Below are 12909 nucleotides of genomic sequence, written 5' to 3' on the forward strand. Positions count from 1 at the left end.
TGTTTAGCAATTTTTTAATTTTCACAATAAAGAGCTAAGTACCTTTTTAATTATTATTTTTATTGTTAAAGGAAATTAAAACATGATACAAAAAAACTTATTCGATATAGTATCTATGCAAGAAGAAGATTTAAAAACGCTAATAAGATTTGTTATTTCTGAAGTCGCAGCAAAAACACAACAAGAATTGACCGCTAAAAAATCTGAAGTTCTTCGGCCTAAACACGTGCAATGTTTGTTGGGGTGCTCTCGCTCGCATTTAGATCTGCTAAGTCAAAAAGATCCAAAATTTCCAAAAGTCATTCGGCTGGGCTCACGATGGACGGGCTATTTAAAATCGGATATAGATACTTACCTGAAAACTCTGGGCTCAACCATTCATTAAATGTATCTTATATACAAGACGACGATCAAAATATTGACGCCGTCTTAAAACACTAACGCGCTTTGACCACCTTCAATTTTTTAAACAAAACAGCCTTTTAATAAAAAATTAATTAAAGACACAAAACAAATAAATAATTAGAGACCTTTGCACGAGTCAATGCACGAATAAAAATGGTTAAAATTCACCTGATTTTTGTTGAAAAACTTGCGAATAGCTCGCTATTCACTGCGTTTTCCGCCGCAATCAGGCAAATTTTTCCTCATTTTTCTTTCGCACCTGACTCGTGCAAAGGTCTCAATTAATTAATTATATTATTTAATTTTTTAATTAATTTTTTAATTAATTTCGCGACTTTAATTCTTTCAAAAACTCTACGCCGCTACTAGCGAAATCACGAGCAATCACTTCCACAAAATGCTGTTAGGGATTTCAGAAAACTTATTTTCAAGCCCTTGTTGTAGTTGTTTAATATCCATTTAGTGTCTTTATCCAGTTACTTACCAAGGTTAACGTTATGAGGAAGTCGCTATCTTTGTTAGGGATTGTTTGCTTATCAGGAAGTGTCACGTTCCGGCGCGTGCAAAGCGTAAAGATACAGCCCCATAACCTCACTGGTAATGCTGTTTTTAGACATGCTTGTTATGGACTTTTCTACCTGGCGGCCAAAGTCTTGCACCTTAGAAGGTAAGATGGCTAAGAAGCGTTGAATACCGCTGTAAATGTCCGGCGCTTTGCCTTTGGTTTCTGTATCAAGCGCATCTTGCAACTGCTTAACGCGCTCAAAGCGGTCGTACTCGTTTTTCTTAATCTCTTCTGCCTTAGTCCATTTAGCCAATAATTCATTAGCCTCTTGGTCAGTAGGCGCGGCAACTTCTTCTTGCGGGTCTTTACGGCTAAACACTAGGTTAGGTGAATCGGCTTGGTCTGGGTCGAATGCGGCGTTGATTGAGCGGATTTGGTTTGGCTTGTAATGGTCTAATAAACCTGTAGGGTTTCATAGCCTATAATTACCTCAACTATAGGATATGGATCATGACCGATAACAGCAGAAAAGATCGCATTAATGTAACGCCCAAACAAAAACACGAATACGCCAGATTGATGGTGCAAGACAATTACACCAACAAACAAATTATGGAAATTTCCGGCGCGGCCGCCCCTGCAGTCACGCGTTGGAAAAAGCAATATCTCGCTGAACAACGCGGTGAAATGATCGAAGGCAAAATCCCCTTGGATGCCGATAAACGGCTCATACATGAGCTCAAACAAGAACTCGCCGAGGCAAGAGAGGATATACGACTATTAAAAAGGCCACAGCCTGGACTGGCTACAATCCTTCGTACACAAAGACACGTTAAAATGTGACTTAAAAATACGAATAGGAATTGAACATGAAACATCAAAAACGCTATGACGACCAACTCAAACAGCAAGCCATTGAAATGGCGCTAGAAGGTTCAAAATCCGTGGCACAAATCGCCCGAGATTTAGACATAAAAGACAACACTCTTTACGGTTGGGTTGATAAACATCGTCGTGATAATCCTGATAAAGCTTCAACTAAACTGGTTGTCGCAAAACGCCCCAAAAAACCGCACTATTATCCCGTGGGTAAAGAATTGCCAAACATTCCCAATCACCTAAATCGAGAATTTAATCCGCCTAATATCAACACCCACTGGGTCGGCGACATTACCTACATTCGTTCACATCAAGGATGGAGTTATTTGGCCACGGTGATGGACTTAGGCAATAAGGAGATCGTTGGCTATGAGATCTCAAAAACCCCCGATGCTCAGTTAGCCAAGCGCGCCTTAATCAATGCCATTGCCAAGCATCAACCGGATACAACGCAATTAATGTTTCACTCAGATCAAGGGGTGCAATATACAGCCAATCTGTTTAAGGATTGTTTAGCGTTACACAAAATCACCCAAAGCATGAGTCGTCGCGGGAATTGTTGGGACGATGCGGTACAAGAGCGATTTTTTCGCAACCTAAAAACGGAGTACCTCAATGACTTGAGTTTTATAAATCATCAATCCGTTGTTGATGCGGTTGAAAAATACATTGGCTTTTACAACCATAAAAGACTCAACTCGGCGATTGATTATTTAACCCCAGTCCAAAAAAGACTGGAAATGCAAAAATTGGCTTAGAAAGCCTACAGAAATACTTGACCATTACACAGAGCAAGGCCGGTTCAATTTTTAGATGCCCTTTGACGCTTGTTCTTGATTTTCTTTTGTTGTAGCTCAAATCGTTCCTGAAGGCTAATCTCAGGCTCAACATACAAGCTAAGTAAATCTTTAACCATCAATAAGGGTATCATTACCTTTATCATATTTTCAGTAGAAACGGGTCTGCCTTGTTCCAGCCGTTTAATCGTTCCCACGCTCACGCCAGTATGAACAGACAATTCTTCTTGAGTGACATTCATGCTTAATCTTTTTGCTTGAATCACGTTGCCAAGCTGCTTAACAGCCTGTTCGATAGGCATGTTATTACCCGGTACATATCGACCACCTAGTTTGCTATTGGTATTCATAATCCGAACTCCATACCATTTGAATCCGTCTCAGGTTGGCTATCCGATTCAGAGTCCAACTCAATTAACGCCTCGTTAATATGCTTTTCAATCGCCTCTTTCTTGGCTTGTTTTACATCAGCTTTATAGGCAAAGACGCTCCATTGTTTTACGGCATCTTTAACCTGTTCAATAACGGTCAGTTTTTGAGTGTCGTCAAGCGACAGAGCCGCTGACTCTGCAAGTAAGTCACCCAAGTGAATATTCAAACCCTTGCCGTTAATAAGCAGGTTGTGCTCTCTTGTCCAAGCGTTTGGATTTCTCTCATTATAGGCATGAGTCACATCATAAGCCGGAGCCAATGACCAACGACCTTCTTTTGAGAGAATGAATGAGAAGTTTTTAGTGTGATCGTCACGATTGACCGCTAGAACATTAAACACCATTCGTCTAAAAGCTTCCTCCTGGTCAGATAACGGCAAGTCAAGATTAACAACGGATGCAAAATAATCACGATAGCTGCCTGATTGGAATTCATTGAAATCAATGCCGGTTAAGGCGCATAAGGTTTGAACGTGAATCTTTTCATTATTAACACGATCAAAACGTTTAGTAACAAAATGTTTTCTATCTCCATCACCTAGTAAATAGCAATCCATCATGTCAACCTTGGCTTCTTTTGACATTAAAAAATAGGCGTATTCAATGTTTGAGTAGCCTTGCGGGTCACAGTCAATGCTATTAGCATCTACACCATCAAATTTAATAAGGTAATGCTCAAATCCTTCGGGAACATCATATTGTCCAGAAATGATGTTCTTAAATCCTTTATCCGCTCCGATAAGTGCTTTTGGCCTTGCACCACCCGCTGATGAGCCAATGGAAATTAATTCACTTGATACTTTGCAGATATTTCCGTTTATGGCACTTCTTGCATCTTGAACAAGTTTATTAACTTGCAATGAAACTTGATAGTTACTTTTATAGGACTCTTGGGGCTCAAACTCTAAAGCACCAATGGCTTTTTTGCCAACATAAGAAAGGCGTTGAAGAGCATTAATACTTATAGCTGAAACCCCTTTTTTAGCATAATAAGAGTTAATGACCTGATTACCAAACCGGTCGGGCAAGGCATCGGAAATGAATTCAGGAAGGCCTTTAAAGGTATTGTTAGAAACTCTGTTGCTATATCGTCCTTGTGATAACGGCATCAAAAACGGAGAGATTTCCAGCCCATTTCTTTGATAAGAATAATCGTACTCAAAGACAATCTTTCCGTTATCTATCGCCAAGTACCCAACGGTTTCCCCATATAATTTAACAGACAACATATCAACCTCTAAAGCAAATATTAAATATTAATAGATAATATATTAGACTTTATTTAAGTATAGTCCAGCTAATTTGAGTCCAAAGCTGAAATGACTTGAGATGGGTGGTGTAGGTGTGATTGGGAGAGATTGAAAGCAATCTAATGTCGGACAGGCTGTTAACGTGTTTAAACACCTTTTCGGGTTAGGCGTGGATTGGGTAGATTAAAGCACTAAAACTAATTTCAATAAGGTGTATGGCGCTTACTCTGTCAATGTCGTATTCAATAGACCTTAATTAACTGGAGTGGTTACACTATTTCGTACCTAGATGATGTTATAAAATCACCATCCAAAGGAGACCCGAAATGGCCAATGCAAAATACGACCTTGAACTTAAAAAAGAAGTTATTGACGCCATCGTCAATGGTGGAAGAAGTTCAGCTCAAGCCGCAAGAGATTATGAGTTACCCGTTACCGTTGTTTACACTTGGGTTCGTGCACATAAACTTAAAAATGATTTGGCTGTGATTCCAAAACTCTCGGAATCTCTAGAACAAGAAAATAAACGGCTTAAAAAAGAACTCGCTCAAGCCAAAATGGAGCGAGACATCTTAAAAAAAGCCACCGCATACTTCGCCAGTCTCGAGAAATAAAGTATGCGTGGATACAAAAGCATCGAGAAGAATTCCCGCTTGTACTGATGTGTAAGGTATTAAACGTGCCCGTCAGCAGCTTTAATAGCTGGCTAAAATTAGACCCCACAGATAAGGCAGCCGAACAAAAAGAGAATACTGATTTGGTTAAAGAGACCTTCGGCATCTTAAAAGGAAATGCAGGAGCAAGAGGCATAAAAGGTTATTTAACCAACGAAAAGAAAGTGACGATGAGTCGGCGTAAGATTGCTCGAATCATGCGAGAACAAGGCCTAATCGTCCACACTCGTAAGAAGTTTAAGAAAGCCAGCAGTGCGGCCATTAATGACCCAAAAATACAGCCAAACTTACTCAAACGGGAGTTTAAAGTCAGCTACCTCAACCAAGTATGGGTCGGTGACATAACGCAAGTTAAAACCCAGCAAGGCTGGATGTACTTGGCCACCTACATTGACCTCTACTCAAGAAAAGTAGTCGGATGGGCATTGGAATCGCATATGCGCTCAGAGCTCATCGAAACCGCATTAAAAAGAGCACTGTGGAATCGTAAACCACCAAAAGGACTGATGGTTCACACGGACCAAGGCAGTCAATTTATCAGTAATGCTTACCGCAAGCTGATTGCCCATTGGGGCATTAAGCAAAGCATGAGTCGTCGCGGAAATTGTTGGGATAATGCCGTTATTGAAAGCTTCTTTAAGTCTTTCAAAACAGAAACCGTTTATCAGCTTACAAAATTAATCGACCAACAAGAAATGCGTTGGCTGGTTTCGGAATATATGGGGCACTACAACCACATCAGGCCACACAGCTCGAACGGTTATATTGCGCCTGCAAAGTTCGAGCAAATAAGGCTAGACCGACTAAAAGAAATTGAAGAAAATCTAGGTACGAAAAAGTGTTGACACTCCAGTGTTGCTCAGTACCGGCTAAGGTGAAACTTCCTTGCATCGTACTTGCGTCCACAAATTCGCGTTCTAATCCTAGTGCGCTTGCAAGGCTAAGTAAAAACTCCGTCTTGCCAATTCCAGGCTCTCCAACGATCAGCACGGGGGTAATGTGCAATGGCTTCTGGCCGTGCTGACAGACCCGCAAGCTAGTCGCGACAATATCGACTACCGGCGTAAAATTTGGGAATTTCTTTGAAAGTGCTTTTACACGCGACACTAAGTCATCGTCAACGATACGCTCGTCTTTCATAAGGGAATGGTCTAAATACGACTTTAAAAGCTTTGCAATGTGCGTGAGATAAGGCTTATCTCTTTTTAAACGTGCGTCAAGCATGACCTCTTCGGCTTTCAATACTAAGCTCGGGGCAATGCTGATCATCTGTCGCTTAGTGTGTGTCGATGTCTCAAGTGTACTGACCATTACATCTTCCATTTTTGAGGCAAGCTCAATGTCATCTTCTTCGTCTTCAATGTTTTCAAAAAGGGCATCGTGACTTTCATGTTCCATTCGACTATGTAATTTTCGTATCCGCTTCTTTAAATCATTCATAAACCTTCTCCCAGATCAATATTGACTATCCCGACTTATAAAACTATTTTTAATTTAGTTTTTATACGACTTCACAATAGCAAACTTTCTCAAGAATGAAAAGTATTTTTTTTTACGTGTTTTAAACATCTTCTGCTACAATCTTTTTAAACCTTAAACTTATGACTAAAAGGCCATTTATTGATGCACATAGACTTTCTGCTGTTTAAAGAGCACAAAATGTTAGTTGAACCCGTTCCTGAATCCTTTCATGGCAGCACCACCCTGGGTGAGATTTGCGACATTTCCGCTGGACTGTCTTTGGGCAAAGTTGAGAGCGTCCCGTTTCAACCGAATACCAGTCAAGACTCAATACAGTTAATTCGCCCTCAAGACCTGGCTCATAGCAATTCGTTGGAGGCTAAGCAGCTAGAAAGCCTTGATACGATTGTTCTGACCGATGAGATTTCTGATCGCTTGCAAGCCCACCACTTTGTGATGGTAGGTGACATCATAATTTCTGCACGCGGCACGCTCTACCATGCAGCTTTAGTCAAGTCACTTCCCGATGAGGCCAATATTATTCTGTTGAACAACATGATCTGCTTGAGACCGAGGATAAGGCTTCCCGAGGTAATATTGCTTTACCTGAACTCCGCTTGGTTTAAAGAGCACGTGATTGAAAAGGACTTTCCCAAGATGCTGTCGCTCACCGTAAAATGGTTAAGAGCACAAAAATTTATTTTGCCTACACTGGAAAAGCGTCAAATGATGGTCGATTTAATCGCGCACCAACAAAGTCATAAGAGTGCGCTTGAGAAGATGATGAAGGCCTCACAAGATCTGGTGGAAGGGGTTTTATTTGAAGCGATGCGGGAAGCCAGTCCACAAGAGGAAGATAATTGATGCATTTTATTTCTAGAAATGACCAGCTACTCGACCCGGTTGAAACCGAGTTTAATAAAATACTCAATACATTAGAAGACTCCGCATACCGCGAAAATGAACTCGATAAAGTGATTGGGGTTTGCATAAACCCTCGCGAAGATGAAAGACATGCCGCCCTTTTTTCGCGCACCGTAGCAAAACTTGGCTTTGAGGACTTAGCGACCAACCTCAGCGTTTTTTTAAGCCTGGTTATTGCGTATCAAGATAGCTCACCTTTTATGACTCCAAGCAGACGCCCTTTCTCAAATTGGCCGGATAGTCCTCTTGCAATGGTGTTTTTAGAACACTATCAAAAGAATCATTGGCCTATACCTCTCCATCAAGCGGCTTTGGATGACTCAACTGAAGTACACAAAAATATAAAATTGAGTCCTGAAGAGGTGCTGAAATCGTGGAATAGCGTGGAGACTTTAATTGACGCGCTGAATTTTATTCAAAGAGAGTACCAACCAGAAAACAATTGGCGACTTAAGCTGGCGGATGACATCAGACATTTTTTGGATAAAAAGGCGCGTGCTTTTGAGTGGTATGGCTTTAACCAAGACATACTGCAGATGATTGCGCACATTCTTGAAGTGGCTGATGTGAACAATCAGTCAGTGATTCAAGATGGTTGCGCGGGTTTGGGTCTACTGAGCTTACAATTACCGTTGCATAATGATACACATCCTGAACTTAGACTTGAAACAACCACCCCGATTTTTCAACAAATTACAATGCAAATGGCTCAAATTCAAGCGTTAAACCGTATCGTGCACTGCCATACTAACAACCCGCTTTCCACGACAGAATTAAAATTCACAGCAAAACAAGCGGATGTAATTCTAAGCTTTCCTAAGATGCCTTATGTACTGAGCCGGGTTGAAAGAAGCATTGAGCAACCTTTTTTAAAGATTAGACGCTATGAAATCTTACCAGGGTACGCCAGTGACGCTCTCTGGGTTCAATATGCATGGCATCATCTAAAAGATGGAGGCATTGCTTTTTGGCCGTGCAAGAAGGGTTTTTACGTCGCGGTGGGTACGACCAAAGTGTGCGTAAGTATTTAATCGACCGCAGCGCGGTTAAATTGGTTATTACGCTTAACGCAAATCAGGCGCGTCAATCACAATACAACCAAGTTTACTTGCTGATGCTGGTCAAAAATAGTGCGCGCGGTCACGTTAATAATGACTCACTTTTTGACAACGAGGGTGTCATGTTTATAGACTTTCGTGAAATTCAACGACTTTACGATAGAAAGGGTACGAGCTTACTCAATCTCACCACGCTGCCCTTCTGGGATGATGAAAAATACAAGCAAATGACTGACCATTTCAATCTGGGAAGTGTTCGTATTTTTAAGTCTAATCATGAGATAGTTATGAACAATTGCAATTTATTGATTGGAAATTATCAAGATAAACCTGGCCAAAATGACTTTCCAAACCTAGCACAGGCAACGTTGTATTACGATGAATCGGCCAAGCACTTAGAGCAGTGCTTTGAAGAGTTTAATGCGGTACTTAAAAAGTTTAAAATTATCTAACAAAGGCACGTCACCGTTGAATAGACTATAAATCATCCCCCGTTAGAATCAGCCTTGCTAGGATGGGGCAACGATTGATACCCCTTGAAATGTCATTGAAACGCTTTGACATTCACCCAGCTCTGCCATCATGCGTACGTGACTGCGAAATCGTAGCACGCTCCATAATATCATCACAGCCAGCTAATTTCTGTCTGGGCTTACGGGCACAGATAACATTGCCTTCACTTTATTTTACAAGTTGCTGTAATAACAACCCGGCCGGTTCAAATCGCAGTGATTTAAACTCTATTTTCAAATCAAAACGGAGCATGGCAGTAGAATTGATATTATCCATCAAATTATTTGAGGCGATAAACACCCCTTCGTAACTTTCCATTTGAATTAACAATTCATTCACTTGAGTCACCTCCCAGCTGCTCTGCGCTTTCTCTCGACTTGGCAAGAAAATATCGACTTGATTGAGCGACAATTATCTTGGCCGATTGATCTGATAAATTTCAGTACAGCAAAACGGAGAGTTTGCTGTACCGGGAATAAAAACCTCAAATCGATTTGCAATTTAATGGACTTCCAATTAATGAATTGATTGGGTTTGTCTAACTCAGCAATGGCTTCTTGCTGATGAATGCAGGCATCGGCAAGAGAGGTTTAAGTTAGGTTTTCCAGGCCATTTTAATGCTCCATTTTTCATGGAATGCTTATTAAAAGTTAACATCTTTTCGCATCAGAATATTTTGAGTTTTTCAAAGGGTTCTCTTGCAAAGTCTTCTCATTAAAAACAAAAGGTAAAGAAAGTATTTCATATTAATGATTTATTTAGATAATCAATTTATTACTTAAATAACTAAACCAGCATACTCATATATAAAATAGGATAATCTAAATGAAAAATGTTTTTTTAAAATAATTAAAGGCAAGCGCTTAAATGACTTATCATCAACAGAGAAAAAAAACGCTAAATGTAAAAGTTCGAGCATAAGTTCACTTGAACCCTTGCACTTAATGAATTATCTTTTGCGTACAAAAGAATCTAAAACGAATAAGAATGATTTAATTGAATATGAAATACTAAACTTACCGATTTGGAGTTCTGACTATCAAGAATTCTGGTGCCAATGTTTTGAAAGTGAAAGAAAAAATAGCGTTTTGTACAGACACATCATTATTCCTCTTCCAACTGGAATTTCGTTAGAAAAAATAAAACCGGCGGTTTATGGCTTTGTACACTACATGTCAAATAAACACTTTAACTCTAAAATACCGCTTATGTGGGCCTTGCACTCCGGCGTAAAGCAAGATTATAAACACATTCATATCCTGCTACACGACCGACCCATTGACACAAAATTAAATAAAGAAGAACACTTCACTACAAAAAATCCAAAAGTGAAGGGTATAAACGCACTAAGCTCTTCCTTTCTAGATGAAATAAAACAATGCTGGATCAATTTCATCAACCCCTTACTAGCCGATTCAGACAAATTCCAACTTCAAAGTAAAGCGAAGAAATACTCAACAGATCCGGTAGAAATACGCACCTCCTCAAACTTCGTCAATTATTCACAACCAAGCCTTGAGCAAACTAATTATAAAAACTCATATGAGTTTATGATGAGTGATGAATTTAAACTGTCGTTTTTAAATGGAATTAGAATTAATTTTGACGCAATATTAAGGGATGGACTTAACATTTCACATAATACAAAACAAACACAAGAACTAGAAAACTCTAACAGCATACGTCACTAAATTGACTTTATAAAATGTTATGAGACCTTTGCACGAGTCAAGTTAATGAGCGCTGTGGCTGTAATCGAAACTCTAACCCGAGCGCAGTAATGACCTTGTAAACGGTTTCGAATCGAGGGTGCTTGCCTTCACCGAATGATTTGTAAAGGCTTTCTCGCCCTAGCCCGGTTCGCTTGCTAATTTCGCTCATACCCTTAGAGCGTGCCACCACGCCAAGCGCATAAATGAAAAACTCCGGATCATTTTCTTCTAAGCAGGCCTCAAGATAACCGATTACATCCTCCGCCGTATTGAGGTAATCCGCCGAATCATAGGCTACAGATTCAAGTTTTTTCATTTAACCAGCTCCTTACTGTTTGAATGTCTTCAGCTTGTTTGGGCTTGTCACCCACCAGCATCAGTAAAATAATTTGACCATTCTCATGGGTATAGTAAACGCGCCAGCCCTTACCTACATCAATCCGCAATTCATAAAGCTGGGCATCAAGTTGTTTATAATCGCCCGGATTGCCTTGAGCTAAGCGGTCTATCCGCATAATGATTCTTGCTTTGGCGCGGTCGTCTTTAATCTGCTGAAAGCGTTCATCAAAGGGAGTCTTGCCGTTACGTTGGTATTTATTGATTTTCTTCATCGCTATTGTATCCAATTTTATACAGCAAAGCCTGGCTATTTTATCTGTTGTCTCGGTTGGCTAATGATCACATCAAATGCTTGTAGCGCACCTTTAGCGCGGTCAGGAACAAGATGACCATAATGCTTTTCAATCATCTTTGTAGACTTGTGGCCGGCCATGCGCGCCACTTGAAGCAGGTTCTCGGTTTGAAGCAAGGTGCTAATCCAGTGGTGGCGTAATGAATAGAAGTCTAAATCATCCGGCAGACTTGCGAATGCGCGAATCTTTTCCCAATGAGTGATGTGCGCGTGTTTGTCATAAGCTTTACCAGTAATGTCAGATGGAAATACTAAGGCGGTGACCGGTGATTTGCCTTGTTGCTGATGCCATTGAGTCATTAGCTCGATAATTGAGTCGGGTAAATCCAGCGTAACTATAATCGGATCCGCGTGATGCCGTGTTTTGTTGGGCGTGAAACTCAAGCGTTTAAAGTTGAGGTTCAGGTTTTGCCATGTCAAAGATTTGATGTCGCCGGTGCGCATACCTGTGTAATACGCCAAATAAGTGAACGGAATTGACCAGTGCGCAAAGCGTTTATCGGCAAGTGGCTCAAGATAAGTGCGGCCACGCTGAATAGAATGCACTCTTTGGCGCTTTAGGTCAGTATTATAGGCTTCAATACCATCAAATAATTGTGTAAGTTCTGCTTTGGTGAGAAGTCGGCGTTTACTTTGGCTGTCGAGTTGTTTATCAACTTCTTCATAGTGTGGGCGCTCCAAGGGTGATTTGGCTGGCAGCGGATTGGTCTCAAGAATACCTTCCTCAATCGCCTTGTTGAGCAATGTCTTTAGTGCACCATAAGCACGTTGAATGGTGGAGAAGGCGATTTCTTGCTCACGTTGTAGTTGCCATAACTTAATGTCAGTCGCTTTAATGCTTGCCATGTCTTTTTCAAGCAGGTGTGCAAAGTTATTGCGGATCATATTAAGTGTTTCGTGACCGGAACGCTTGCGAGCTTGGTGCTTGGCGTAAAGACCATCAAGATAATTACCAAGGGTGCGTTGACTGGCGCGCTGCTGCTGTTCAAAGAAATTTTTCTTCTTATCAGCCGCTTCGCGTAAAGGATCTGCGTCAGTTGCTATAATTTTTAAGGCTTTCTCTGCCGCTTGCTGAGGTTTCAGATGAGTTGATTTAGCAATAACTTTATTTCTAACCTTGCCACTAATATCAGTGTAACGAAGGCGGTAACTTACACAGTTGGGATTCCGGTAGAGATGAAAGCCCGAAATCATTTCACATTGAAGCCGCTCTTTAGGCCTCGAGCTATTTTCAAATTGAGCAAGCTTAGCCAGTGTTATGCTGGTTACCTTTTGAGCCATCGCGACCTTCCTTCTAAAAACTACACAAAAACTACACAGTAACCGAAGTATAACACGTTAAAACTAGTGAAAGCTAAGGAATCAATAATACATTAACTCTATGATAAACATGATATTTTATATGTAAGCATCTGTTTTAACACGCTTCTTATAATGCCTTGACATGGTAGGGGTCGGTGGTTCGAATCCACTCGGTTGTACCAGTTTTTATCCATATTTTTCAATAAGTTACAAAGTCCTTATCTCCTGTTAAATTTCTTAGATCTACTCTCTGTGCCCATCCTGTGCCCTCTTTGTGCCCAACACTTTTTCTTGCCAAAACTATCGC

Annotated in this window: 17 protein-coding genes; 9 read left to right on the forward strand and 8 right to left on the reverse strand. The window is 40.6% G+C overall.

What is annotated here, in order from left to right; all coding sequences use genetic code 11:
• Positions 1-82: 82 nt before the first annotated feature.
• On the forward strand, positions 83-385 hold the full coding sequence (locus EP181_RS08845; protein WP_127471314.1) for a helix-turn-helix transcriptional regulator: 303 nt from the start codon (positions 83-85) through the stop codon (positions 383-385).
• Positions 386-941: 556 nt separating this feature from the next.
• Here the strand turns inward: EP181_RS08845 and EP181_RS08850 are convergent.
• Positions 942-1289, reverse strand: a complete 348-nt coding sequence (locus tag EP181_RS08850; protein WP_127471315.1) for a hypothetical protein — start codon at positions 1287-1289, stop codon at positions 942-944.
• A 131-nt stretch (positions 1290-1420) separates the two neighbouring features.
• Here EP181_RS08850 and EP181_RS08855 point away from each other — a divergent pair, with 131 nt between their 5' ends.
• The gene (locus EP181_RS08855) at positions 1421-1753 is read left to right on the forward strand and encodes a hypothetical protein (RefSeq protein WP_127471316.1); all 333 of its coding nucleotides are present in this window, start codon (positions 1421-1423) and stop codon (positions 1751-1753) included.
• A gap of 26 nt (positions 1754-1779) precedes the next feature.
• On the forward strand, positions 1780-2547 hold the full coding sequence (locus tag EP181_RS08860; protein ID WP_127471317.1) for an IS3 family transposase: 768 nt from the start codon (positions 1780-1782) through the stop codon (positions 2545-2547).
• A gap of 44 nt (positions 2548-2591) precedes the next feature.
• On the opposite strand, the gene EP181_RS08865 is transcribed toward EP181_RS08860, so the two are convergent.
• Both EP181_RS08865 and EP181_RS08870 read right to left on the reverse strand, forming a co-directional pair.
• Positions 2592-2936, reverse strand: a complete 345-nt coding sequence (locus EP181_RS08865; RefSeq protein WP_127471318.1) for a helix-turn-helix domain-containing protein — start codon at positions 2934-2936, stop codon at positions 2592-2594.
• Complete coding sequence (locus EP181_RS08870; RefSeq protein WP_127471319.1) at positions 2933-4246, reverse strand: type II toxin-antitoxin system HipA family toxin; 1314 nt, start codon at positions 4244-4246, stop codon at positions 2933-2935. The genes EP181_RS08865 and EP181_RS08870 overlap by 4 nt, the downstream gene beginning before the upstream one ends.
• Positions 4247-4593: 347 nt before the next feature.
• Between EP181_RS08870 and EP181_RS08875 the strand changes: the two genes are divergently transcribed.
• Positions 4594-4881, forward strand: a complete 288-nt coding sequence (locus EP181_RS08875; RefSeq protein WP_127470532.1) for a transposase — start codon at positions 4594-4596, stop codon at positions 4879-4881.
• Positions 4882-4892: 11 nt separating this feature from the next.
• Positions 4893-5786, forward strand: a complete 894-nt coding sequence (locus EP181_RS08880; RefSeq protein ID WP_232023563.1) for an IS3 family transposase — start codon at positions 4893-4895, stop codon at positions 5784-5786.
• Here the strand turns inward: EP181_RS08880 and EP181_RS08885 are convergent.
• Positions 5680-6339: a hypothetical protein gene (locus EP181_RS08885; RefSeq protein ID WP_127471320.1), complete on the reverse strand. Its 660-nt coding sequence runs from the start codon at positions 6337-6339 to the stop codon at positions 5680-5682. The two genes, EP181_RS08880 and EP181_RS08885, sit on opposite strands and share 107 nt — an antisense overlap.
• Positions 6340-6600: 261 nt before the next feature.
• On the opposite strand from EP181_RS08885, the gene EP181_RS08890 reads away from it, so the two are divergent.
• The 3 genes from EP181_RS08890 to EP181_RS08900 are packed head-to-tail and all read left to right on the forward strand — an operon-like array spanning position 6601 to position 8836.
• On the forward strand, positions 6601-7266 hold the full coding sequence (locus tag EP181_RS08890; protein WP_127471321.1) for a restriction endonuclease subunit S domain-containing protein: 666 nt from the start codon (positions 6601-6603) through the stop codon (positions 7264-7266).
• Positions 7266-8357 (forward strand): DNA methyltransferase family protein, encoded by a 1092-nt coding sequence (locus EP181_RS08895; RefSeq protein ID WP_127471322.1) that lies wholly within the window; start codon positions 7266-7268, stop codon positions 8355-8357. Before EP181_RS08890 ends, EP181_RS08895 begins: the two co-directional genes overlap by 1 nt.
• Positions 8300-8836, forward strand: a complete 537-nt coding sequence (locus EP181_RS08900; RefSeq protein ID WP_232023585.1) for an N-6 DNA methylase — start codon at positions 8300-8302, stop codon at positions 8834-8836. Before EP181_RS08895 ends, EP181_RS08900 begins: the two co-directional genes overlap by 58 nt.
• A 229-nt stretch (positions 8837-9065) precedes the next feature.
• On the opposite strand, the gene EP181_RS08905 is transcribed toward EP181_RS08900, so the two are convergent.
• Positions 9066-9308, reverse strand: coding sequence for an AAA family ATPase (locus EP181_RS08905; RefSeq protein WP_127471324.1), 243 nt, complete (start codon positions 9306-9308; stop codon positions 9066-9068).
• A gap of 545 nt (positions 9309-9853) precedes the next feature.
• Here EP181_RS08905 and EP181_RS08910 point away from each other — a divergent pair.
• Complete coding sequence (locus EP181_RS08910; RefSeq protein ID WP_172959730.1) at positions 9854-10588, forward strand: MobA/MobL family protein; 735 nt, start codon at positions 9854-9856, stop codon at positions 10586-10588.
• Positions 10589-10625: 37 nt separating this feature from the next.
• On the opposite strand, the gene EP181_RS08915 is transcribed toward EP181_RS08910, so the two are convergent.
• From EP181_RS08915 to EP181_RS08925, 3 genes are read right to left on the reverse strand one after another with little or no spacing between them, the layout of a single operon-like run.
• Positions 10626-10925, reverse strand: coding sequence for an addiction module antidote protein (locus tag EP181_RS08915; RefSeq protein WP_127471326.1), 300 nt, complete (start codon positions 10923-10925; stop codon positions 10626-10628).
• Entirely contained in the window at positions 10912-11220 is a 309-nt protein-coding gene (locus EP181_RS08920; RefSeq protein ID WP_127471327.1) for a type II toxin-antitoxin system RelE/ParE family toxin, read from the reverse strand. Before EP181_RS08920 ends, EP181_RS08915 begins: the two co-directional genes overlap by 14 nt.
• Before the next feature lie 35 nt (positions 11221-11255).
• Positions 11256-12581, reverse strand: a complete 1326-nt coding sequence (locus EP181_RS08925) for a tyrosine-type recombinase/integrase (RefSeq protein WP_127471328.1) — start codon at positions 12579-12581, stop codon at positions 11256-11258.
• Positions 12582-12909: the final 328 nt, after the last annotated feature.

The sequence above is a fragment of the Thiomicrorhabdus aquaedulcis genome, assembly GCF_004001325.1.
GTDB lineage: Bacteria > Pseudomonadota > Gammaproteobacteria > Thiomicrospirales > Thiomicrospiraceae > Thiomicrorhabdus > Thiomicrorhabdus aquaedulcis.

Excerpts from the sequence above, each read along its gene's own strand:
- EP181_RS08875 (WP_127470532.1), top strand. The coding sequence starts at position 4,594 with ATGGCCAATGCAAAATACGACCTTGAACTTAAAAAAGAAGTTATTGAC.
- EP181_RS08890 (WP_127471321.1), top strand. The coding sequence starts at position 6,601 with ATGTTAGTTGAACCCGTTCCTGAATCCTTTCATGGCAGCACCACCCTG.
- EP181_RS08895 (WP_127471322.1), top strand. The coding sequence starts at position 7,266 with ATGCATTTTATTTCTAGAAATGACCAGCTACTCGACCCGGTTGAAACC.
- EP181_RS08870 (WP_127471319.1), bottom strand. The coding sequence starts at position 4,246 with ATGTTGTCTGTTAAATTATATGGGGAAACCGTTGGGTACTTGGCGATA.
- EP181_RS08855 (WP_127471316.1), top strand. The coding sequence starts at position 1,421 with ATGACCGATAACAGCAGAAAAGATCGCATTAATGTAACGCCCAAACAA.
- EP181_RS08865 (WP_127471318.1), bottom strand. The coding sequence starts at position 2,936 with ATGAATACCAATAGCAAACTAGGTGGTCGATATGTACCGGGTAATAAC.
- EP181_RS08925 (WP_127471328.1), bottom strand. The coding sequence starts at position 12,581 with ATGGCTCAAAAGGTAACCAGCATAACACTGGCTAAGCTTGCTCAATTT.
- EP181_RS08860 (WP_127471317.1), top strand. The coding sequence starts at position 1,780 with ATGAAACATCAAAAACGCTATGACGACCAACTCAAACAGCAAGCCATT.
- EP181_RS08920 (WP_127471327.1), bottom strand. The coding sequence starts at position 11,220 with ATGAAGAAAATCAATAAATACCAACGTAACGGCAAGACTCCCTTTGAT.
- EP181_RS08915 (WP_127471326.1), bottom strand. The coding sequence starts at position 10,925 with ATGAAAAAACTTGAATCTGTAGCCTATGATTCGGCGGATTACCTCAAT.
- EP181_RS08885 (WP_127471320.1), bottom strand. The coding sequence starts at position 6,339 with ATGGAACATGAAAGTCACGATGCCCTTTTTGAAAACATTGAAGACGAA.
- EP181_RS08845 (WP_127471314.1), top strand. The coding sequence starts at position 83 with ATGATACAAAAAAACTTATTCGATATAGTATCTATGCAAGAAGAAGAT.